Source organism: Ignatzschineria cameli (assembly GCF_003121895.1).
Classification (GTDB): Bacteria; Pseudomonadota; Gammaproteobacteria; order Cardiobacteriales; family Wohlfahrtiimonadaceae; genus Ignatzschineria; species Ignatzschineria cameli.
On sequence record NZ_QEWW01000001.1, the window covers coordinates 125,591 to 149,256 of the forward strand.

At 40.6% G+C, this 23,666-nt stretch carries 22 protein-coding genes and 1 CRISPR repeat array; of the genes, 12 read left to right on the forward strand and 10 right to left on the reverse strand.

Translation table 11 applies throughout. The annotated features are described in order from the left end of the window. The first annotated feature begins 29 nt into the window (after positions 1-29). From DC077_RS10785 to DC077_RS00480, 5 genes are all read left to right on the forward strand, one after another. Positions 30-191 carry a hypothetical protein gene (locus tag DC077_RS10785; protein ID WP_157953457.1) on the forward strand — a complete coding sequence of 54 codons (162 nt, stop codon included), beginning with the start codon at positions 30-32 and terminating at the stop codon, positions 189-191. A gap of 26 nt (positions 192-217) precedes the next feature. Further along, positions 218-580, forward strand: coding sequence for an ArsC/Spx/MgsR family protein (locus tag DC077_RS00465; RefSeq protein ID WP_109201320.1), 363 nt, complete (start codon positions 218-220; stop codon positions 578-580). 215 nt (positions 581-795) lie between these two features. After that, a complete protein-coding gene (locus DC077_RS00470; protein WP_109201321.1) occupies positions 796-1,224 on the forward strand; it encodes a DUF423 domain-containing protein in 429 nt (142 codons plus the stop codon). Between the two features lie 21 nt (positions 1,225-1,245). Further along, positions 1,246-2,616, forward strand: coding sequence for an adenylosuccinate lyase (purB, locus tag DC077_RS00475; protein ID WP_109217751.1), 1,371 nt, complete (start codon positions 1,246-1,248; stop codon positions 2,614-2,616). 258 nt (positions 2,617-2,874) lie between these two features. Next, complete coding sequence (locus DC077_RS00480) at positions 2,875-3,513, forward strand: LysE/ArgO family amino acid transporter (RefSeq protein ID WP_109217752.1); 639 nt, start codon at positions 2,875-2,877, stop codon at positions 3,511-3,513. A gap of 354 nt (positions 3,514-3,867) precedes the next feature. Here DC077_RS00480 and DC077_RS00485 read toward each other — a convergent pair whose 3' ends face one another. Further along, on the reverse strand, positions 3,868-4,212 hold the full coding sequence (locus DC077_RS00485; protein WP_109201324.1) for a DMT family transporter: 345 nt from the start codon (positions 4,210-4,212) through the stop codon (positions 3,868-3,870). Beyond that, positions 4,212-4,550: a DMT family transporter gene (locus DC077_RS00490; RefSeq protein ID WP_192874925.1), complete on the reverse strand. Its 339-nt coding sequence runs from the start codon at positions 4,548-4,550 to the stop codon at positions 4,212-4,214. Before DC077_RS00490 ends, DC077_RS00485 begins: the two co-directional genes overlap by 1 nt. Before the next feature lie 130 nt (positions 4,551-4,680). Between DC077_RS00490 and DC077_RS00495 the strand changes: the two genes are divergently transcribed. Further along, positions 4,681-4,908, forward strand: coding sequence for a hypothetical protein (locus DC077_RS00495; protein ID WP_133243409.1), 228 nt, complete (start codon positions 4,681-4,683; stop codon positions 4,906-4,908). 24 nt (positions 4,909-4,932) lie between these two features. On the opposite strand, the gene DC077_RS00500 is transcribed toward DC077_RS00495, so the two are convergent. The 3 genes from DC077_RS00500 to DC077_RS00510 form a co-directional block, all read right to left on the reverse strand. After that, positions 4,933-5,148, reverse strand: a complete 216-nt coding sequence (locus DC077_RS00500; RefSeq protein WP_109201326.1) for a hypothetical protein — start codon at positions 5,146-5,148, stop codon at positions 4,933-4,935. A gap of 2 nt (positions 5,149-5,150) precedes the next feature. Continuing rightward, positions 5,151-6,023 carry a threonine/homoserine exporter RhtA gene (gene rhtA, locus DC077_RS00505; protein WP_109217753.1) on the reverse strand — a complete coding sequence of 291 codons (873 nt, stop codon included), beginning with the start codon at positions 6,021-6,023 and terminating at the stop codon, positions 5,151-5,153. A gap of 221 nt (positions 6,024-6,244) precedes the next feature. After that, entirely contained in the window at positions 6,245-7,141 is an 897-nt protein-coding gene (locus tag DC077_RS00510; protein ID WP_239990244.1) for a DMT family transporter, read from the reverse strand. Between the two features lie 583 nt (positions 7,142-7,724). On the opposite strand from DC077_RS00510, the gene DC077_RS00515 reads away from it, so the two are divergent. The 6 genes from DC077_RS00515 (at position 7,725) to bioB (ending at position 15,214) form a co-directional block, all read left to right on the forward strand. Next, entirely contained in the window at positions 7,725-8,273 is a 549-nt protein-coding gene (locus DC077_RS00515; RefSeq protein ID WP_109201328.1) for an elongation factor P hydroxylase, read from the forward strand. Between the two features lie 74 nt (positions 8,274-8,347). Next, positions 8,348-8,932 (forward strand): YfcE family phosphodiesterase, encoded by a 585-nt coding sequence (locus DC077_RS00520; protein WP_109217754.1) that lies wholly within the window; start codon positions 8,348-8,350, stop codon positions 8,930-8,932. A gap of 539 nt (positions 8,933-9,471) precedes the next feature. Next, on the forward strand, positions 9,472-11,715 hold the full coding sequence (locus DC077_RS00525; RefSeq protein WP_109217755.1) for a ribonucleoside-diphosphate reductase subunit alpha: 2,244 nt from the start codon (positions 9,472-9,474) through the stop codon (positions 11,713-11,715). Between the two features lie 52 nt (positions 11,716-11,767). Further along, complete coding sequence (locus DC077_RS00530; protein WP_109201331.1) at positions 11,768-12,865, forward strand: ribonucleotide-diphosphate reductase subunit beta; 1,098 nt, start codon at positions 11,768-11,770, stop codon at positions 12,863-12,865. A 413-nt stretch (positions 12,866-13,278) separates the two neighbouring features. After that, positions 13,279-13,911: a hypothetical protein gene (locus DC077_RS00535; protein WP_109201332.1), complete on the forward strand. Its 633-nt coding sequence runs from the start codon at positions 13,279-13,281 to the stop codon at positions 13,909-13,911. Positions 13,912-14,185: 274 nt separating this feature from the next. After that, positions 14,186-15,214 (forward strand): biotin synthase BioB, encoded by a 1,029-nt coding sequence (bioB, locus tag DC077_RS00540; protein ID WP_109201333.1) that lies wholly within the window; start codon positions 14,186-14,188, stop codon positions 15,212-15,214. Positions 15,215-15,395: 181 nt separating this feature from the next. Here the strand turns inward: bioB and DC077_RS00545 are convergent, their stop codons facing one another. The 5 genes from DC077_RS00545 to cysS form a co-directional block, all read right to left on the reverse strand. Beyond that, the gene (locus DC077_RS00545) at positions 15,396-16,799 is read right to left on the reverse strand and encodes an NAD(P)-binding domain-containing protein (RefSeq protein ID WP_109201377.1); all 1,404 of its coding nucleotides are present in this window, start codon (positions 16,797-16,799) and stop codon (positions 15,396-15,398) included. 819 nt (positions 16,800-17,618) lie between these two features. After that, on the reverse strand, positions 17,619-19,295 hold the full coding sequence (locus DC077_RS00550; RefSeq protein ID WP_109201378.1) for a hypothetical protein: 1,677 nt from the start codon (positions 19,293-19,295) through the stop codon (positions 17,619-17,621). Positions 19,296-19,579: 284 nt separating this feature from the next. Continuing rightward, a CRISPR array of direct repeats spans positions 19,580-20,148; the repeat unit is 29 nt; unit sequence ATTTCTAAGCTGCCTATACGGCAGTGAAC. Positions 20,149-20,424: 276 nt separating this feature from the next. Beyond that, on the reverse strand, positions 20,425-21,492 hold the full coding sequence (gene aroC / locus DC077_RS00555; protein ID WP_109201379.1) for a chorismate synthase: 1,068 nt from the start codon (positions 21,490-21,492) through the stop codon (positions 20,425-20,427). 406 nt (positions 21,493-21,898) lie between these two features. Continuing rightward, entirely contained in the window at positions 21,899-22,174 is a 276-nt protein-coding gene (locus DC077_RS00560) for an HP0495 family protein (protein ID WP_109201380.1), read from the reverse strand. After that, positions 22,171-23,535 (reverse strand): cysteine--tRNA ligase, encoded by a 1,365-nt coding sequence (cysS, locus tag DC077_RS00565; RefSeq protein ID WP_109201381.1) that lies wholly within the window; start codon positions 23,533-23,535, stop codon positions 22,171-22,173. The genes DC077_RS00560 and cysS overlap by 4 nt, the downstream gene beginning before the upstream one ends. Positions 23,536-23,666 lie beyond the last annotated feature (131 nt).

Here is a 23,666-nt window from a genome sequence, read left to right on the forward strand (position 1 = left end):
TCTTCTGCTATATCTAAATGGTGGGGAAAATGGTAGAATGGGCACAAATTTTAAATGAAGAATCATTTATTATTTTCGTTCAGATGATCGATATTGATTGGATCGATATCGATTGGGTATTTGATACTCGTGAAATGCTAGAGAGATACGAAAGAACTGAAATAGAAACTGAAATAGAAACTGAAACTTGAAACTGACATAGAGGCTTGGATCAAATATGTGGCAAATTATCTATAATGGCGATTGCTCAAAATCGAGAGCTGCTCGGGAATATCTTGATGAGAAAAAGATTGAATATCAGGTGATTAATTATCTTGATGAGCCGATGAGCAGCGAGATCATTCAATCATTATTAACGAAGCTCGGTTTAGGAATTGATGGGATCATTCGTATGAAAGAGGCGCCATTTCAGGAGATCTCGCAAGAGTGGTTTACTTGGAATGATGCAGAAAAAATTGCATTTGTTGTCGCGCATCCGATCGTTATTGAGCGTCCGATTGTGGTCTATGGTGAAGATGCTGTTATTGCAAGACCAGATCCTTCTCCGATCGATCATCTTTTAGCAAAGGCTTGGAAATAATCCTAGAGGCATCCTGAAAATCCGAAATTATTTTGGAAGTCATTTTAAGCTCATCAATCATGAACTTATTAAGTGAACTTATCAAATGCGCTTATCAAAGCGCGATTCTAGCGATCTTTATAATCTTTGTGGCCTTTGTGATCTATAAGGACCCTTTGCGATTTTATGGTTGAGTGATTGAGGCTAGAATCTATTCATTATTTATAGGAGAGAAGATGGAAGATAATTTACAAAACGTGAGCGATCGATCAATCGGTTTTAGCCGGTTCTTTATAGTCATGGGGGCTATATTTGCAGCGCTTTCTGTCATGTTAGGTGCCTTTGGTGCCCATGCTTTAAGTGAGCAATTGGTAGGCCGTAGTGCTGATGTTTGGCAGACGGCGGTTCAATATCAGTTTTTCCATAGTATTGGATTGATCATTATCGGCATCCTCCTTCTCCTTTTAACAACCCCTAAACTTCTTCGTTTAGCGGGTTTTTTATTTTTAATAGGGACGATTCTCTTTTCGGGAAGTCTCTATCTTATCGCCCTCTTATCCGTTAAGAATTTAGGGCTGGTAACGCCTCTTGGCGGACTCTTTTTTATTGTCGGTTGGATATTGCTGATCTGTGCAGCATTATTATCTACTCGAATTCGTGCTTAAATACTTAATAAAGGAAATATTATGAGTATTCATTCTGTATTATCTGTCTCGCCACTCGATGGACGTTATGCCAGTCGTGTTGAGCCATTAGTGGCTGAAGTGAGTGAGTATGGTTTAATTCGTTATCGTGTGATGGTTGAGATCAAGTGGTTGATTAAACTTGCATCAGAACAACATTTTAAAGAGATCCCTTCATTTGGTGAAGAAGCGAAAGCATTCTTAATCTCACTGTATGAAAACTTCTCTCCAGAAGATGCAATGGCGGTAAAAGAGATTGAAAAATCAACGAACCATGATGTAAAAGCAGTAGAATATTGGATTAAAAATCAGGTGAAAGATCATCCTGAGCTTGCTGCTTCTTCTGAGTTTACTCACTTTACCTGTACTTCAGAAGATATCAATAACCTCTCTTATGGTTTGATGTTCAAAAATACGATCGATGATGTAGTTCTTCCACAACTTCAGGAAGTGATTGCTTCAATGCGTGATATGGCGCATCAATTTGCCTCAATCCCGATGCTCTCAAGAACACATGGTCAACCTGCAACACCAACAACTTTAGGGAAAGAGATTGCGAATGTGATCTACCGTCTCGAAAGACAGGTTAAGCAGTTAAAAAATACAGAGTATTTAGGCAAAATTAATGGTGCTGTCGGTAACTACAATGCTCATGTTGTGGTCTATCCAGAGTTTGATTGGCCCGCATTTGCAGAAGATTTCATTACGCAAGATTTAGGCTTAACATTCACACCTTATTCAACACAGATTGAGTGCCACGATTATATCGCAGAATTCTCACACACCATGACTCGAATCAATACGATTTTGATCGACTGGGCGCGTGATGTATGGAATTACATTAGCCACAACTTCTTTAAACAGCGTACCATCGCTGGTGAAGTGGGTTCTTCAACGATGCCACATAAAGTGAATCCTATCGATTTTGAAAATGCGGAAGGAAACTTTGGGATTGCTAATGCGCTCTTTATCCATTTTGCTGAAAAGTTACCAATCTCAAGAATGCAGCGTGACTTGAGTGATTCTACGGTGCTTCGTAGTGTCGGATCAGCTTTCGGTTATACATTGATCGGTTTTAGCAGCCTCTTGAAAGGTCACGGTAAACTTGAGGTTAGTGCTGAGACTTTAATGGCAGATCTTAATGCGAATGTGGAAGTATTAGGGGAAGCAGTACAGACCGTAATGCGCCGTGATGGTATTGCAAATCCTTATGAAAAATTGAAGGATTTTACTCGTGGTAAACGTATTAATATTGAGCAGATGCGTGAGTTTATCGACACCTTAGAGCTCGCTCCAGAAGTTAAAGCACAGCTTAAAGCTTTAGAACCAGCAACTTATGTTGGTCTTGCGGAGAAGCTTGCAAAAGCGATCTAATTGTCAAAGTAAGATGCTCTAAAAGAGCAACAGCCTCTTGATCTGTTTTAGCGTATCCATCTAGAACAACAAATCGATCATTAGTTTATAAGAATATTTACAGTGATTTCGGTTGCTGTAAATATTTTTTTATGGGGCTAAGAATAATAAGATAATAAGAAACGAAAGAAGAAACGAAAGAAGAAGCTAAAGCAATCAGTATCTAAAGCGTTTAAATCGCTTAAAGCATTTAAAATAGACCAAAGAGGAGGAGGAAAGATGATTTGGGAGATCTATCTACAAGGGGTATTATTATCATTTGGCTTAATTGTGGCGATAGGTGCGCAAAATGCTTATGTTTTAAAGCAGGGGATTCAGAATAATCATATCTTTTGGGTGGCAACGATCTGCTTTCTTTGTGATTTTGTCTTAATGGGAATTGGTATTTTAGGAATTGGTACCATCGTCGCCCAAAACAGTATATTGCAGCTTATTTTGGCATTATTGGGCGCACTCTATTTAGCAATCTTTGCCTACAATTCACTCCGGGCGATGTTCCAAGAGAGTCGGATGGAGACGGGATATTATGAAGGTCAATCATCACTACGCTCGGTCATTATCGGAACATTAGCCATCACACTGCTCAATCCTCATGTCTATCTCGATACGATTGTTATTATTGGTGGCATAGCCGGAACACTAGAGAGTGAGCATAAAGTAGCATTTCTTTTGGGAAGTCTTACCGCCTCAAGTGCCTGGTTCTATAGTTTAGGTTTTGCCGCAACAAAATTAGCGCCGATTTTCCGAAAACCAATTACTTGGCGTATCCTTAATCTTTTGATTGGGATGATGATGTTCTTTATTGTCTATCGACTGCTTCTCTTCAGTTTTGAGCAGATTATGACTTTGATGGCATGACTTTAATGGCGTGATTTTAGTGAGCACTGAGACATTAATATTCAGCATTAGGGAGAGTTCTTGGAAGTTACCGATACCGACCGAAGATTATGGATATCAAGAATGGGTGAACTATAGTCACTATAGAAGCTATAGTCATATAGTCACGTATAGCTACGGAAGAAGAGAGTAGGCTTTTAGCAATGTGATAAGTAAGTGATAAGTAAGCGATAAGTAAGTGACAAAAAAGAAGCGTAGAACTGATTTCAACGCTTCTTTTAGTGTTTTATCTACCGAGAATCTACTCTAGAGAATCTTTATTAATGATCTCTACCATAGAATCTCTACCATGGAATCCCCATTAATAGATAACGATTACTGTGTTGCTGTTACTAATTGCAGGCCAACAACGCCGACAATAATCGCTACTAAGCTCAAGACTCTCTTAATATTTTTCGATTCATTGAAAAATATAATGTTAAGAGTGACCGCCCCGGCAGTACCAACTCCTGTAAAGACAGTATAAGCAATACTGAGGGGAAGGAAGCGGAATGAGAAGTAGAGGAGCGCAAATGAAGCAAAAATGCCACCATAATAGAGCATACGATTGATCAGTGTACGATTTTGACTATAGAGGCTAAGTCCAAAAACACCGACAAGTTCTGCCACCGAGGCAAGTGCAACAAAGATCCAGCCAATTGTAATATATGAGATTCCCATTATGCATTCTCCTCTTCTCGAATATTGACATCAAAGAGGTTAAGTCCTAAAACTCCCACCAAAATAATTCCCATAAAGAAGAGCATCTCTCCCGTGATTGTTTCATCAAAGAGAAAGTAATCCATCAGGACGGTACCAACGGTACCACTTGCGGCAAAGATCGCATAGACTGTACCCGTAGGGAGTCCTTCACAAGCTTTTGCTAGAAAGTTGAGGTCGAGGAGGACAAAAGCACCGACGATAGCCCAATGCCACCAGGTTGATGCAACGTTAAATCCATAAAGCCATATCAGCTCAAAAATAGATGTGAGCGCAACGTAAATCCACGCTTTGTTCATAATAGTTTCCGTATATAAATAACGATAATTGATAAGTTGAGATAGACAGTTGAAGATGCCTAGTAGATTCTCACTTAGACTTGATATTTTTTGATAGTTTTTGATTGTGCTCGATAATGATGATCTGAGTGTGATGATCATCGATGAATCTTGGGTGATTCATCAGCAGGTAGGTTTACCCACGCCGATAGCAGAGAAGACAGAATCGGGCAATAAAGAGCGAAGAATGGTTGTACTGCTGTTTGTCGCAAGAGCGCATAAAAGTAGGAAAGTTGTTAATCGTGAATATATTTTATTCTCTCTTAAGCGAATGTCAATATGGCAGAAGAGAGATTTTTTGAATGTTGATCAGCTTTGAAAACTTTGACTCAAACGAGAGAATTTAAATAGAGGGATCGGCTAGAGGCTTCTCTTCTTTTGCGTTATTTTGAGGCTGCTCAATCTGACGCTCAATAAGTTGGGCAACATTCTCTTTTACAAGATAATTCATAATAAAGAGTAGTAGGAAGATAAGTAGAATCGCACCGACCCACTTTCCTAGTTGATGTTTAATCCCTTTTGGGGCTTGATATTGAGGGAGGTTTCGATCAAATGGCATCTCTAATCCACCTTTTTAACAGTTTCAATCGGCTTTGAGGAGAGGGAGGCACCAAGAGAGGCGATAATGATCGCTAAAATTCCGCTGATCTGTACGCCGGAGAGGACTTCGCTCAAGATAATAAAACCGAAGATAGCGGCAATGGCCGGCTCTAAGCTAGTTAATGTTCCAAAAGTTTTTGCCGGCATTCGGGTAAGAGCCATCATCTCTAGCGCATAGGGCAGTGCAGAAGTTAAGATCGCAACCGCTAGCGCCATAGGGAGATATTGTGGAGCAAAGATTGAAAATCCACCACTTGCGATCCCGATGGGGACATAGATAATCGCCGCAATTGCTGCCCCTATACCGACAGTTGCTGTGCCGTAGTAATTTCCTGCTTTTTGGCCAAAGATAATATAGAGGGCCCAGCAGACTCCTGCGGCTAATGCATAGAAGACCCCTAGGAGATCGATCGAACTACTATCTTGAAAAGGGATGAGCGCTAAAAGTCCGAGCACAACTAGGCCGATCCAGAGAAAGTCGATCTTTCTGCGTGAAGCGAAGAGGGCAACCGCTAATGGTCCAGTAAATTCTAAACCAACAGCAATGCCAAGAGGAATTGTTTTAATCGATTGATAGAAGAGGAAATTCATCGTCCCAAGGGTGATCCCATAGTAGAGAAGGTAGCGGCGATATCCTACCTGTAACTTTCTTTTCCACGGTTTAAAGATGATAAGCAGAATGATTGCACTAAATCCGAGACGATAGGCCGTAACCGCTTCTACTCCTACTAAGGGAAAGAGCTGTTTAGCTAATGTTGCCCCTCCTTGAATAGAGACCATTGCCGCAAAGAGGCAAAGCAGCGGAAGCAGAAGACTACGGTTTGAATAAATCATAATAATATCGGGCTATTATCTATAAAATGGTGCAGAGATTGAGGACAATAAGAGCATCAACAATCGGTGTTTAGATTCATTATTGAAATCATCAGTTATCTAGATCGATACCAGATCGATAGCTGAATTGGTATCTGAATCGATTTTTTAAAGAGTTGATTGTAACATGATCCACCTATTTTTGGCGCGACAAAGTCATCGATGATCTGCTCTGGCTTCTCTTAATGTGCTCGTCTTCGAGGAAGAAGCGTGAGCGCCATTCCTCCAAAGATTGCGATAATGCCGATCCACTGCTCCGGGGAGGGGAAAAATCCGGTGATAAAGATATCCATTAAAATAGCAACAAGCGGATCGAGAAAAACAAGGAGGGCGATAGTCTCTGTTTTAAGTGAACGAATTGAGTCAAAGAAGAGGTAGAAAACAATACCGGTATGAACAAAGCCTGTAATGAGGATATAGAGCCAATTACGAGCGGTTAAATTTTCAAAGAGAGATAGATCGATAAAGGGTGCAAGAAGGAGCGCACCGAAGATAACCTGGATCGTCGTGATGGCATAGGAGCTCGCATATTTAAAGCCTTTTCCTGTAAGCGTTAAAAGCGCATAGAAGAGTGCCGAGAGTAGCCCATAGATCAGCCCTTTACTAAAGAAGTCAGCAAATGACTCAGTGCGATTGATCTCGGAAATAGCAAGGGTTCCGATAAAGCAGATGATAATTGCCAACAGAGGAATCAGCGTAAGCCGCTCTTTATAGATAAATGCTCCGAGAATCATCACAATGACAGGGGCTAGATGATAGATGGAGATCGCCACCGTTACACCGCTCTCTTCGATCGCTTTAAAAAAATAGACCCAATTGAGAATGAGGAAAACGCCACAGACTAAGATCTTCATAATCTCTTTAGGAATCCAACGCTCACGACGTAGTTGCCCCGATAGCCACCAAAAGAGCCCTAAAAAGAGGCTCGCACAGATGCAGCGGATAAAGACTAGTTCCAGGGCGGGTATGCCGCTTCTTTCTGAAAAGAAACCGACAGATCCAAATAGGATCATAGCGATCGACATCTTCGTCAATGCCGAGCGATTATTAAGTGCCGGCGTTAGGGTATTCTCCATCATAATTAAACTCTTTGAGGTGTGGATAATAGCTAAAAGCTGTTGTTACTTATTCATCTAATAGTCATCTAACAGTTCTCTCATGGACGTTCAATAGAGGTGTAATAGACGTGCAATAGACCTGTAATAGACGTGCAATAGACCTGCAATAGAAACATCATAGAGGCGCTATAGCGATGATTCTGCATAGCAGTCATATTATAAAAACCTTATTATAGAAACTGTTATAAAAACTATAGAAGCGCTCTATGCTATCGAAATATTGTCGAAATATTGATAGCTCTGATTGTAGCGAAGCTTGATTTTGTCAAAAGTCTTTAGCTACCCTCTAAAAGTTATGTTTAAGAGCTCATTGTGGGAGCTATTCCATAATCTGCTGACACCGGGTAAGCGTCGATCGATTAAAAGTGGGTGGAAATATCGATATCGCTCCCTACTTTACCAAAGTTAAACGATCATGTGCTATTTTCTGCATCATGGGGCTGAATCTTAGTCAAGAGGAGAGCGAGTCGCTTATGTTAAAATAGTGCTCCATTGGTATAAAATCTCCGCTTAAATGAATCGGATGAAGGAGTAGGAGTGCATCATGAATCATCGCTATGAGGATCTGATCGAGATCTTCAATAATACCTTTTTAGAGAGTGAGAATACGATTTTAGTTAAAGGGGATGACGAGCCGATCTATCTGCCGGCAGATGATCAATCTCCTCATCATCGTATTATCTTTGCGCATGGCTTTTTCCAGAGTGGGCTACATGAAATTGCCCATTGGTGTATTGCCGGGCATGAAAGACGAAAGCTTATTGATTTTGGATACTGGTATTGTCCGGATGGTCGAGATGAAGCAACTCAAGCTCAATTTGAAGCGCATGAGATTCGGCCTCAAGCGTTAGAATGGCTCTTTTCTCAGGCGTGTGGGCGGCCATTTTCTGTTAGCTGTGATAATCTTGCAGGTGATTTTGAACCTGATCGATTGCAGTTTCAGCAGCGGGTGCAGCAAGAGGTGATTAAGATGCTCAATGAAGGGATCCCGCCGCGGGGTAAATTATTGATTACGGCACTGCAAAACTTTTATCAAACATCTCCCTTTACGGAAGCTGACTTTCCCTATCCTGAGACAATTTGGGATCTTTAACGAAGCGAAAGTAGCAGTGAGAGTGGCTCTGTGGAAGAGTATTTAATGAAGTAGTGCGAGGCGATAGAAGAGCGATGGAACATATTGAGCAGTGGGATGATCAAGAGAGAGAATTGAGGGGGAAGATTGAAGCAACATTGAATCCGGAAGATAAGTTGCTACTTGTTCTATCCGATTCCCATGGTGACCTTACTAGTGTGATTGATATTATCACTCGATGGGAGAAGTATATTTCGGCAGTATTCTTTTTAGGTGATGGCGCCGAGGAACTTTTAGAGGCGGCTTATATCTTTCCTAATCTCCCTTTTTATGGTGTCACGGGAAATAATGATCCACAAATAGCGCCCAATAGTCGCCTCAACTTTCCTTTAGAGAATATGGTAGAGATTGCTGGAAGGCGAATCTATTTTACTCATGGCCATATCGCCTCTTATAAAGCGGTAGCGGCAAGTGTTATCAAACGAGCAAAAGAGCATCATGCTGATATTGCGTTGCATGGTCATCTCCATATTCCGGCAGAAAAAGAGATTGAGGGGATCCAACTCTTTAGTCCCGGAGCGATTCGCTATCCGCGAGGGGGAAGCAAGCGGGGCTATCTCCTTCTAAAACTCGATAAAGATTGCAGCGCTGAAGGATACTTTTCTACCTTTACTAAATAGGGATGTTCTTTTAGCGAACATTTAAGATCGATCTTAAAATGGTTCTTAGAATATTTTCTGTCTCTTTTTTGAAAAAGAGGGTGCAAATGGGCAAAGCATCTTTTAAAGAATCTGATCAATTTATAGTAAAGAGATAGTTTTGAATTGATCAGTAATAGGCTGATTATAGAGGTTTTAAATCGATTGCTGGGAGCTTCATATGCAGTAAAAAAGAGTTTGTTCAAGGTATAAATTTAAATTAATTTTGAGAGCGATAAGAACCTTTGAAAGGGGCTATGATTACTATCTTTTACCCATTTCAAGAGATGGATCGAAGATAAAACGGACAAGTCTTCTGCTTACGATTAAGTGATAAGAGTGGTATAGTAGTCTCTCAAATTTATCTTGAGTTTTTCTCATCATTTATTCCCATCATTTATTAATGAGTCAAGCAATCGTTGAACAAATTTCCATCTCTAGTCATCAGGTCGGAGGCGGGAATTTTTTGCTTTTTAGTGATGAGAAAAACTTAAAATTTCAAATTGACATAGGGTGCTGAGATGATTAATTACGTAGTTAAAAGTAATGGCGAACGAGAGAAGTTCGATGCCGATAAACTCAATAAATGGGCTGAATTTGCCGCTCATTATGAAGTTGATTGGAGTGCGATCGCATTAGAGGCTTATCGTAAATGTTATGACGGTTGCACAACGCTAGAACTACATAAGGCGATGATTGATGCCTGTGTTGAACGTGAAGATCATCAGCACCTAAAGATGGCAGGTCGCCTTTTAATTGGTACGATCTATAAAGAGGCTTTTGGCGGCTTTAAAAAGATTCCAACGCTCCCTGAATTTTATGATCATATGGTCGCTCTCAATCATTGGGAAGCGATGGATTACACTCGTGAAGAGTTAGAAGCATTAGAAGAGATTATCGATCACAATATCGATATCAACTACAACTATACAACGCTTCGTCAGATGAAAGATCGTTACTTGATCAGTAATCGCGTCACAGGACTCTGCTTAGAATCGCCACAATTTATGTTTATGGGAATGGCGATGCAAAATATGCAGAATCAGCCTCGTGAGCGCCGTATGGGAGATATTAAGAAGCTCTATCGTTACCTTAATGAGTTAAAGATCAATACGCCAACGCCGATGTTGATCAATATGCGTACACCTCATAAAGGTTATGCTTCATGCTGCGTCTATACTACGGCTGATAATGTGAAGAGTTTGGCAGTAGGGGATCATATCGCTTATATGATGACCTGTGCTTCAGCCGGGATCGGTTCTCATCTTTTAACCCGTTCTAAAGGGGATCCGGTTAAAGAAGGGCGCGTCGTGCATCAAGGCAAGCTCCCTTACTATCGCATGATTCAGTCGGCAGTACATGCCAATATGCAAGCCTCTCGTGGCGGATCAGCAACGGTCTATTTCAATGTGTTAGATCCTGAGATTTTTGATCTCTTAGTCTTGAAAAATCCAACAACTATCACGCAAAAGCGTATTCGTGATATCGACTATGCCATGTTGGTGAATCGTTACTTTGTAGAGAAGGTAGCACGCAATGAAGATTGGATGCTTGTTAGTCTGCTTCATGCACCTAAGCTCTATGAGCTCTTCTATAGTGAAGATTACGAAGCCTTTAAAAATGAGTATGAGCGTGTCTTAGCCGATGATTCTATCGAGAAAACTTTAGTCAAAGCGCGTGATATTGCGATTAAATCATTAACCGAGGCGGCAGAAACAGGGCGTATCTATCTCACCTATATTGATGAGATGAATCGTCATACACCGTTTAAAGATACAATCTACTCTTCAAATCTCTGTCTTGAGATTGCGTTGCCGACAAAACCTTATACCGGAATGCCTGATCTCTACTCGAGTGATCCAGAAGGGGAGATCGGCCTCTGTTCGCTCGCTTCGATCGTTGTAGGTCGCGTCTCGGAAGAGGAGTATGAGGATGTAGCGTACTACTGCGCACTCATGATCGATAATGTTATTGAGATTATGGAGTATCCATTTGCTTCACTTGAGACAACAGCAAAAGCGCGACGTTCAATTGGTGTTGGTATTACTAACCTTGCTCATGAGATGGCATTGCAGAAGTTTAGCTATGCATCACAAGAGGGTAAAAACTATATCCACTTTATTGCCGAGCGCCACTCCTATTTCCTTCATAAAGCGAGCTTGCGCTTAGCCCAAGAGAAGGGGAATGCGGCATGGATCGATCGAACAAAATATCCGGAAGGATGGCTGCCAATCGATACTTATAACAAGAATGTCGACAGTGTGCATACACAACCATTAGTGTATGATTGGGAGAGTCTCCGTCAAGAAATTATCGCTCAAGGGGGGATTCGTCACTCTGTTCTAGAAGCGATGATGCCGGTAGAATCAAGCTCGCAACTGACAAATACAACGAATGGTCTCTATCCGATTCGTAACTTGAAAGTGATGAAGACCTCAGGTACCGGGAAAAACCTTCTACTTGCGCCGGATATGGATGAGCTAGCACCCTACTACGATATCGCTTGGAATCTCGATTCTAAAGACCTTATTGAGATGTATGCTATTATTCAGAAGTTCACAGGGCAGGCGATTAGTGCTGACCTCTACCTTAATTTACAAAATCAGCAGACGATTTCGAGCAGACAGCTCCTCTCTGACTTTATCTATATGATGAAGTTAGGTTGTAAGACCCGTTACTATCTCAACAGTGCTTCAGGTATTGTTCATGAAGGATATGAGAAGGTAGAGGATCAGAGTTGCGCCGGCGGAGCATGCACACTTTAATTGAATAATCGGCGAAGTCCTGCAAATTTCGTCGTTTTACTGGAGAAAGTTTATGCAAGATATATCAATATTTAATCAGAAGAATGATAACTGGCAAACAGGTCAGTACCCACTCTTTTTAGGTGAGCCTTTAGCACTTTATGATTCGATCAATACGCCATACCCACGCCTATTTGATCTCTATAAGTTACAAAAATCGATGGATTGGACTGAAGATGAGGTCAATCTTGAACAATCTCGCATGGACCTCCTAAACTGTTCTAAAAACAACTACGATATTATGGTCAAGACATTGGCATTCCAATGGGAGCTTGACTCAGTTGCATCAAGAACAATCGCACCACTCTTTGCGCCATTTGTGACCAACTCTGAGCTTTGGGTCATGCTCTCAAAACAGTCAGAGATGGAGAATCTTCATGCATTGACTTACTCTGAGATTATTCGTCAATGTATCTCCGATCCGCAAGAGGTCTTTAAAGAGGTCATGCGCAATGATGAGGTGCTCAATCGCTCAACAACGGTGATCGATTGTTTCGATACTTTAGATCGTTATGGTGCGCTCTATAAGTTAGGGAAAATTGATCGCGACTCAAGAGAGTTGAAGTCAGTCATTCTTCGTGGATTTATTGCGCTCTACTGTTTAGAGAAGATTGAGTTTATGAGCTCATTTGCTTGTACATTTGCGCTTGCTGAGCAAAATATCTTCCAGGGAATTGCTAAACTTGTGCAGAAGATCGCTCAAGATGAGCAGGTCCATGTCATGATGGATGAGGCAGTTTTAGAGATTCTCTTCAAAGATCCTGAGTGGGTTGAGCTTCTTCATGAAAATAGAGATGTAGTCTATGAGATTATTAAGTCAGTGATTGATCAGGAATTTGATTGGAATCGTTATCTCTTTAGTGAAGGGCGCTCGATTGTAGGTCTTAATGAGATGCTTCTTAATGAGTGGGTCCTTTGGAATGCTCAAGATCTCTATCAGTTCCTCGGTTTAGAGAATCCCTATAAGCGTATTGAGAAGAATCCGCTCTCATGGATGGATAACTGGTTTGATCTTAATAAAACGCAAAATGCGAACCAAGAGATGGATAACACCAACTATCGTCTCAATAGCGTAATGGATGATGCGGAAGATGAGATTTTTGATATTTAAGTTCGATATCTAAATTGATATCTTAATGATCATTGAAAGATCTATTTTTATCATTCGGAAGATCCTAATTGAATTATTAGGATCTTTTTTGTTGTTACTCTTTTATTATTGTTATTGTTATTGTTATTGCTATTGTTAGTTTCATCATCGCCACTTCTCTCTTATTAAGCATGCTTTTATTGATGCTGCTATCGAACTTTGATATGGGAGCTATTGATATCTTCTTAATAGTGATCGATCACTATTGATGATCGCTTCTTGGCGAGGGGCTATTGAGACACTGTTGAAGAATATTGATTGCTTAGAAGGGTATCTTCTTTTATCCTATAGAAGTGATTTTTTTAGGTCACTTCTTTTATTTGGGGCGATTTCCTAATTGCGGCCCTTACATTTCAGCTAAAAAGGACAGAAAAATGACAAATGATCATACTCCTCGTGATATGCAAAATATCGACTTCAGCGAGCAGCATCAAAACATTGATGCTCAATGTGGTAAAAATCACAATCAAAATCAAAATCGAAATCGAAATCAAAACTATAACTACGATGATCGCGATGACTCCCGAAAAATAGGTACTTTAGAGCGAGAAGGCGCTCAAGACGCCATCACTGATACTTATTCTAGAGAGATCTATTCTAAAGAGATCGAGTTTAAGGAGATAGAATCTAGGCAGATCGATTTTAATCAAATAGCGCTACAGCAGTATCAGTTACAGGCTTCCCCTTATCAGCTCTTTTTACAATTTGTTCCCGCTTCGGGGCGTATAGGTATCTGGTTGAAGGATAATTCCACAATCGATCGAAATAGCGCTATTAGTCAGCAATGTAGAGTAGGGGGAGAGGAGATACGATCGAGGTTGCTTGGTTACTACTGCTCGGAGAAGCAGTGTTGGTATCATCAAAACTCTGATATCAAACTCTCAAGTACAGCATTGATAGAGATTGAGGCATATGCTTCGGGTTATGCATTACGAAGAAGTGCTGACTTTTCTACCAAAAGAACATTGGCGCATTACTTAAGTCATTATGCGGGTTATACCCTCTAGATGAAAGATCAAAAGTAAGCGTCTGTAGCGCGTGGCGACTCTTCGATAAGAGTCGCTTTTTTATCGCGTTTCTCTTAATATTGCGCTCCTTATTCGGAATAAATCGTTTTAAATCTTGAGGCGAGAGAAGGGCGTAACCCCTGATATTGGAGGGGAAGTGAGTAAAGAGTCACCAAAAATCTTAAATAAAATCACATTCCTTCTCTATTTCCCCTATGATAGTACGGTACGTTTATATCTAAGAATGCTCTTAAGGGCTGGAGGAATAACAACAATGGAATATTACACAAATGAGTGGTCAATTGAGAAGGCATTAGCGCTCTTTGAAAAGCCACTTTTTGAGTTACTTTATGAAGCACAAACGGTTCACCGTCAAAACTTTGATCCTACTAAAGTACAGGTGAGTACCTTGCTCTCAATTAAGACTGGTAATTGCTCAGAAGATTGTAAATATTGTGCGCAGAGTGTCCGTTACGATACCGGATTAGAGCCAGAAAAGTTACTAGAGGTTGAGAAGGTTATCAATGAAGCAAAAGCCGCAAAAGAGACAGGTGCTAGCCGTTTCTGTATGGGTGCTGCATGGCGGAATCCCAAAGCGCGCGATATGCCGATGATTAAGATGATGATCGAAGGGGTTAAATCTCTTGGTCTTGAAACCTGTATGACGCTTGGGCATCTCAATGCTGAGCAGGCTGAAGAATTAGCGGATGCTGGCTTAGATTACTATAATCATAACCTTGATACTTCCCCAGAGTATTATGCGAGTGTGGTGACCACCCATAGCTATCAGCATCGCTTAGATACGCTCGATTATGTGCGTGATGCCGGCATTAAAGTCTGTTCAGGCGGTATTATCGGCTTAGGTGAATCTGTGCGTGATAGAGCCTCTCTTTTGGTGCAATTAGCCAATATGGGAACGCCACCAGAGAGTGTTCCAATTAACCGTCTTATTCCGATTGCTGGAACACCATTTGAAGAGAATAAGCGTGTTGATGATTTTGATTTCTTAAGAACGATTGCTGTTGCACGTATTATGATGCCAAAATCGATGGTGCGCCTCTCAGCAGGTCGTGAGACGATGAGTGAAGAGTTGCAAGCGCTCTGCTTTATGGCAGGTGCAAACTCAATTTTTTACGGCGATAAACTCTTAACGACACCGAATGCTGATCAGATTACCGATAAAGAGCTCTTTGAGAAGCTCGATATTACGGCAACACATGATCCGTATAAGCCTGGTCATAATCCCCATACGGCAAAAAATGATCTTGAAGAATCGGTCAAAAAAGCTGCTGTAACTGCCTAATATCTGAGTTATTAAGCATTACTATATTATCTGCTGATACTAAAACCCCCTTTAAGGTATTCCACTTAAAGGGGGTTCTTTATAAAGTATCTCTTATTTTGATGAGAACTCTATTTAACTCTATTAAACTTTATTTTGATATTACTGTGAATAGTGCTGTAGCCTGTGGCTGAGCCCTATATTACTTTTCACACTCAACAGGTTCGCCTGTTAAAGCATCTTCTTCCGCCTCTACGAACTCTTGAGCCATAAAGCCACGATAGGAATCATCCATAATCTCCATCCAAGGTTTTGGTAGGGCAGAGGCTAATGTTCCTGTAATGGTTGAACTATAGCTCTTATTGCGGAAGCCCATAATATCTTCCTTTTTATCTTCTTGCCATGATTTAAGGATCAATCCTTGTTCATGAACATGGAAATCCGGATAATCTGTTCCTTGAAGAAGGTCTTGGATATAGGAAGCTTGGTAATCAATAAATTCGTGATCTGTAGAGAGCTTCTCTAAACGATCGATCCACTTCTGGCTATCTTTACGCATCTCCTCTTTTGAGGGGAGTTTTTGCGTACCCATAATTATATCGCGGACTGTCCATGCTTGAGTGTCAAACATATTAAAGGTGTAGTATTGGTTCTGCATTCCGACATAGAACATCTTTGGATTATCGATAAAGCAGACACCTTTGTAGAGATTTTCAGGATAGATACTCTCTTTCGCTACTAAACGGACATTGTCATGTAAAAATGGGAAATTAAATTTAAAGCCCGTACAGAGGATTACAGAGTCGATCTTCTTTTGAGTCCCATCTTTAAAATGGGCAATATCATCATCCATTCTCTCAAGAAGAGGAACTTCAGTAAAACCTTCAGGCCAGTCGTGACCAATAGGATTGGTTCGATAGCTAAACGTAATCGATTTAGCACCATACTTAAAGCACTGTGTACCGATATCTTCCGCTGAGTAACTACTACCAATAATTAAGACATCCTGATCTTTAAATTCTCGAGCATCTCTAAACTCATGGGAGTGAAGCACTCGACCAGAGCTCATTGAGAGTCCATCAAATCTTGGAATATTGGGGGTAGAGAAGTGACCTGTTGCACAAACAACATAATCAAACACTTCTGTAATTAATTTGTTTTTATTATGATCCATAACGGAGACAGTAAACTTTTCACTCTCTTCGTTATACTCCACCCAGCGTACAGCATGATTGAAGCGGATATATTGACGAATATTATTTTTCTCAACACGTGAGATGACATACTCTTTTAGAACCGCTCTTGGAACATATGAAGGAATCGGCTCTTTAAAATGCTCATCAAATGTGTAGTCACCAAACTCGAGTGCTTCTTTAGGTGCGTTAATCCACAAGAATCGATACATACTGCCATGTACGGGCTCTCCATTACGGTCTGTACAGGTTTCCCAATTGTAGCGCCACATACCGCCCCAATCTTCCTGTTTCTCATAACAGACAATTTCAGGAATCTCTTTTCCTTGGTCACGCAATGTTTGGAAAGCTCTTAATTGTGCAAGTCCACTTGGGCCTGCGCCTAATACTGCAATTCTAGTTTGTTGATTCATAAATACCTTTCTACATTTGCCAATAACGCTTATAACAGTATCGAAAAATAAATCTCGATACAATATTGACAAGATTGATTATGTTGTGTATGAAATTCAGATTTTTCACCGGTTTGACAGAAGTGCCCATTTTTATCAACTTCTGTTCGCTCAGCGCTTTCTTAAAAATTATCTCAGCAATTTAGCATTGGGGAGGATATTCGCTATAGATCGATAGCTATGGGGAATTTGCCACGGTTGGAAAATGGTTGAAAATCTTTGTGTAGTCTTGCTGTAGTTTTTAGTTTGAAAAATGAAAAGGAGAGGTTAAGCGTAGCTAAAAGCGGTTAATGATCAAATATTGATCAAATGTGATTTTTTCTCTCTTTTTAGTAAATTTAAGAAGTTCATGCTCGTGGATTTATCGGGCTTTTACTAAAAATATTGGTAGATAAAGGGAGAGAAATGGGCAGGGAAAAGTGTTTTAAATAGGGGAGAATAGACAGTTATTTCACCGATAAAAGTGGGATTTTACGCTTTTAAGGGGAGATTAAGTATTGATTCTGCTTGTTATGTGTTGAAATTGTAGGGATAAAAGTCAGTTGAGTTCTTTTATAGAGTGACTTTGTTGGGTGTCTCGCTATCTTCAGAGAAGATATCAAGCGATAGGATGATTAGCGGAGGTTAGGGAAGTGATTCTATTTTGCATTCCTTCTGCCTCCGCTATTGGCGATATCTTTATTATTATCTTTATTATTATCTTTATTATTATTATCTTTATTATGTTTTTACTATGTTTTTAAGTTTTCATTATCTTTCGATCATTTTAGGTCATCACGATTAGATATTTTCTGTTAAGAGAATGGGCCAACTATTTTTACGAGCATTGGTGATGACAGCTCGGTTGAGTGCCGTTCTTGCTAAAAGATAATATTTAGCGGCATTAGGTGCCATTTCGACAATAATTTGATAGCTAGTTGTGGTGCCGGAGAGCAGTTGTCGCAGATAGAGAGTAATATTTTTAACTCCGTTGGGAAGCCCCGATTCATAATGAGCAAATTCTGCCTTAATGGCATTGATCATACTCTCTTCAACCTCCGCAAAGGTAAGGGGGTTCTCCGGATGGGGCTCTTCTAATGTAAAGTTTAGCGTTAAGCTATAGCCGCGAGAAAGGTTGCTAAATTTCAACTTATAGAACTCGGCAGTAGGCATCACAATGGTTGATCCATCATGATCGAGGTAGATCGATTCCGGGGTTTGTCGTAAAACCTTAATGATACGTTTATCAGGGAGAAGCAAGATATCATTCTTTCGACTTGGGAACCAAAGCTCATCGGTGAGCGTTTCGCGGGAATAGAATTTATCGAGGAGATCGATCGTTACCCGTACAGTGCCGTTATCGAGAAGTGGATTAGTTAGGTAGACATAGTTAAGGCTAATCTTCTTAATCTCCCAAGGAATATCAGCATAGATAATTCTCTCCCCTTCTCGTGCTTGTCCAAGATTAAGGAAGATACGTAGTTTTTGCAGATAGAGCGGGAACTTCGCTCTAAAGCTGACAACTAGCATCAAGAGGGCAAAGACCACAATCCCAAAGAGCATCAAGTTACCACTTGTATGGAGGATCACCAGGAAGATTGTCAGCGTCAGAAGGAAATTGGCCGCTTGGAGAAGAAGCATGACAAAGCGCCATTTAAAATCGAGTGTTCGTTTACGATCCCGCTGTTGGTAGTTGGAATAGAGAAGAATAATCTGTCTAAAGAGATAGTAGAAGATAATAGCGGCAACAGAAGCGATCACAAGCGTGACTCCTTCCTCTGTAATAAAGTGCCAAAGATTATCCCAGAGCTTCACTAAGAAAGGCCGGCTATCGGTTAGATCTTGTAGCTTAAGATCAACAATATTTTTTTGATGTTCTAACGATTTGATCTTATCGAGCCATTGCTCTTCGATCTTGGTAATCGCTGCTAGTGATTTAGGATTGAGGTCTTCACGATTGATATTTTGTAATGTATTGAGTCCAAACTCTGCTAACTCAATCTTTTTTGCAAGTTCACGGGTATCTTCAATCAGAAGATCTTTCGTCCGTGCTTTCTCCGTTGCGCGTTGCATCTGGGCAAAGAAGGGCTGCAGAATCTGTAAGACCTCTTGTTGCCAATCGTAGTTGATCTGGGTATCAGCTTCTGGCGCATTCTCGGGCTCTGCAAAGAGAGAGAGGTCAATCCCGCCTAGTGCTGTCTGTTCAAAGAGGGCATTAAATTCTTTCTGTTGATGCAAAAGAGTCTGTAGTCGTTGGTTAAGATCAGCGACCTCCTCTTCCGAGAGCGCTTTATCTTTGAGCTGACTTTGAAGGGATTTCTTTCTTGCAAGAATATCCTCAAGTTTTAATTCAATATCATTGAGTTTTTCGGTACGCTCTTCGATCGGTGTATCTTCCGCCATTAAAGGGGAAAGTCCCATCGAAAAGAGTAGAAGAAGCATTAAAAAGAGGCTGCGAATCTTGAAGTTTCTGATCATTTCTCTCTATCCCTATAATATTATCTCTTTCACCTTAGAGTAATGAACTCATGAGGTCAATATCCCGATTCTATCAGCCTTATGATTATTAGGGCATTAATACTATATTAGAGATCTATTAGAGATTGATTTTAGGATCTTTTTTATTTTTATAGAGAAGTTTATCTATTTGAAATTTATCTATTTGAAATTAATTAATCCTACTTGATTATCTAATATCTTCAAGCCACTTATGTGGCGGTGAATAGCAATTGAATAGTGAATAGTTCCTTCCAGAGGAAAATATTCCTAAGCTGCCTATACGGCAGTGAACTAACTACCTAAAAAGTTAAATCGTTCAAATTTTTTCTAAGCTGCCTATACGGCAGTGAACAAGCCGGCTTTGATGATGTTGAGTCTCCTTCATTTCTAAGCTGCCTATACGGCAGTGAACAAGAGATTGTTACATTTAGAGTGGGCGCTCAATTTCTAAGCTGCCTATACGGCAGTGAACATTAGCTACAATAGATTCACAGTCAAGAAACATTTCTAAGCTGCCTATACGGCAGTGAACAGCTTCTCCCTGTATTGGGAGCGGCGATAATATTTCTAAGCTGCCTATACGGCAGTGAACTTCAGTCTGAAAGCGGGGATTTTAACTTCCAATTTCTAAGCTGCCTATACGGCAGTGAACAGAGTTGGGGTGATGGGTGGCGCTAAAAATAATTTCTAAGCTGCCTATACGGCAGTGAACATGCTTTAAAGAGATGCGCAATTGTAGATACATTTCTAAGCTGCCTATACGGCAGTGAATTCTTTTAAATCATTAATCCTTACACCGCTTAGTTTCTAAGCTGCCTATACGGCAGTGAATAGTGAGTTAAAACGTTAAAAGAGAGGAAAAATCGAAGTTTAGGGTTGTTTGCTCCTTAAAACCTATTATTTTCCTCTTTTATCTAACTCATTGATTTTAGTTTAATTTTTTAAAGAGCTTAAAATAAAGGTTAAAAAAGGATGAGTAAGCGATAAGCAGATTAATCCTTTTTTGTATAGTTACTTTTATAATTTTTTTTAGATGGTGAATGAATATCTGCTTCTATTGAAGCCTAATTGATTTTCAATTGTCCATCAAGTGATTTTAAGAAGAGTATTATCTTCCTGTTTGTCCGCGATGGCGAAGGGCATGATCGAGTAGAGTGATCGCTAACATTGCTTCAGCAATGGGTGTTGCACGGATTCCAACACAAGGATCGTGTCGACCTTTGGTAATGACCGAAGTCTCATTTCCCTCAGTATCGACAGTGCGACCTTCGAGACGTAAGCTTGAGGTTGGCTTTAAGGCAATATGGGTGATGATTGGCTGTCCTGAAGAGATCCCGCCAAGAATTCCACCGGCATGATTAGAGAGAAACCCTTCTGCTGTAATTTCATCTCTAAACTCTGTACCAAGTGCCTCTACCGTGTCAAATCCATCTCCGATCTCTACACCTTTTACCGCATTGATTCCCATCATTGCATGGGCTATATCAGCATCGAGTCGATCAAAGACTGGTTCTCCTAATCCTACTGGCGGATTTTCTGCAATAACAGTTACCTTAGCGCCAATGGAATTTCCTGATTTGCGTAGTTGATCCATATAGCTCTCTAACTCGGCGATATCTTCTTGGCAGGGCCAGAAGAAGGGATTCCCTTCAGCTTCTATTGCCTCTTTTTGAAATTGACTCGGCTTCAATGGGCCTAATTGTGAGAGGTAGCCATAAATTTCAGTACCATACAATTTTTTCAGAACGGCTTTAGCGATGGCGCCGGCAGCGACTCTGATAGCTGTTTCCCGGGCGCTTGAGCGACCTCCGCCACGATAATCACGTAAACCATATTTGTGATGATAGGTAAAGTCAGCATGACCCGGTCTAAAGAGATCTTTAATATCGTTGTAATCTTTAGAGCGTTGATCTTCATTTTCGATAAGAAGCGCAATGGAGGTGCCGGTACTTTTACCTTCAAATACACCGGAAAGAATAGAGACACGATCCGCTTCTTTGCGTTGTGTTGTGTGGCGAGATTGTCCCGGCTTGCGGCGATCGAGATCAACTTGCATCATCTCCTCATTGATTTCAATTCCAGGAGGGCAACCATCTACGATAGCAACTAGGGCTTTTCCATGGCTCTCTCCTGCAGTGGTCACACAAAATAATTTTCCGATGCTATTGCCCGACATATACTTTTCTCTCCCTTGTGTCGATATGAGATTAAATTTTATTACGCTTATATTTATGACGTCTATATCCATGCATGACGCATGCATTATTTTGTTAATTTTGAATCACTTTTGATTCAGACAATAGAGCAGAATAGCACCTTTTTCTGCTTATCGCATCTCCCATTCTTTGCCCCTAATGTTCTCTTTTTATATTATGAATTCTTCTAAATATAATCTTTCCGACCGTTGGACTCAGCCGGGAAGAAACTTTGCTGTAAATATTAAGATCGCACTCTAGATTAGCATCAAGTGGTAAGCATCCTTTTAGAATGGCCTTAGCAAACACTTAAGTATTCAGGGATTAAGAGGAGTAAAAGCAGAAGAGGCTCACTTTCGTGAACCTCTTCATGATTAGATGACTAGGTTAGATTGCGAAGAGAACTCGCTTCTCATCTTTGAGTAATTCATACACTTTATCGATATGTCCCTGTTCAGTAACAAATACTTCGATTGTTAAAGAGATATATTTACCCGATTTACTCATGTTACGCTTAATGCGATCGTGATTTAATTTAGGGTCGACCTCTTTCATTAAGCTGATAATAAGCTCTTCAAAGTTGTCACTATTTTCCCCTGTTACTTTAAATGCAAAGTGGGTAGGGAATTCGACAAGTGATTCGCCTGTTTCTGGATTAATCATGATATTTTTCTCCAAGTTGTTTGACCATCTTTATCTTCAAGCGCAATTCCTAGGGCTGCGAGCTCATCACGTATACGATCAGATTCAGCCCAATTTTTCTCGGCTCTTGCTTGGTTGCGTGCAGCGATCATCGCATCGATATCAATCTCTAAGTCTGCTCTATCCCCTTGTAAAAATTGGGTCGGATCTTGTTGTAAAATTCCTAAAACAGCGCCTAATTCCTTTAAAAGCGTATAGTAAATAGGCTCTTTGGTTCGATTATAGTTGTTCGCTACTTCATGTAATATGGAGATTGCAAGGGGTGAATTAAAGTCATCATCCATTGCTGTGTAAAAACTATCCAATACAGGATGCTGCTCCGGCAGAGGTAGAATCTCTTTAGGAGGTGTAGCGAGTGCTGTATAGAGACGTTTTAAGCCATTACCGGCTTGCGAGATCGTATCGGTTGAGTAATTGATATGACTTCGATAATGGGTACTTAAGATGAAAAAGCGCAAGACTTCTGCCGGATAGCGTTCAAGAATCTCCCGAATAGTGAAGAAGTTACCGAGAGATTTACTCATCTTCTCATTATCAATATTGATAAAGCCATTGTGCATCCAGTAGTTTGCCATCGGTTTATCATGACATCCTTCCGATTGTGCAATTTCACACTCATGGTGGGGGAATTTAAGATCCATACCGCCGCCATGAATATCGAAATGTTCGCCTAGATGCTCAGCACTCATAACAGAGCACTCAATATGCCATCCCGGGCGGCCGGCACCAAATGGAGAATCCCATGCGGGCTCCCCCTCTTTAGCATGTTTCCAGAGAACAAAGTCGAGGGGATCTTCCTTATATTGATCGATTGCGATTCGTTCGCCGGCTCTTAACTCATCAATCGATTGATTAGAGAGTTTGCCATAATCTTTAAATTGGCGAACGCGATAGTAGACATCACCATTATTGGCATGATAAGCAAGTCCTTTTTCAATCAATTGGGTGATCATTTTGATCATGCCGGGAATATGATCTGTCGCGCGTGGCTCTGCATCAGGTTTGAGGATATTGAGCGCTTCACAATCCTCATTCATCTTAGCGATAAATTCAGCGGTTAGCGCATTGATCGTGATCCCTCTCTCATTCGCTCTTGTAATGATTTTGTCATCGATATCGGTGATGTTGCGAACAAATTTGACATTGTAACCACGATGACGGAAATAGCGATTGATCATATCGAAGGCGACAAGAGAGCGAGCATGGCCAATATGACAATAATCATATACTGTCATTCCACAAGCATAGATTTTGATTTGCTCAGGATTTATTGGGATAAACGGCTCTTTTTTGCGTGTTAAGCTATTATAGATTTGAATCATGCTCTTTGATCTCCAGCTCTAAAAGGAATCAATCAGCGAGCAGGCTAGCAATTACCTCATCTCAACCTCAAAGGTCTCTTGTTTAGTTCGCTTACTATCGCCTACTATTATGCTCACCATCTACAGGGTGG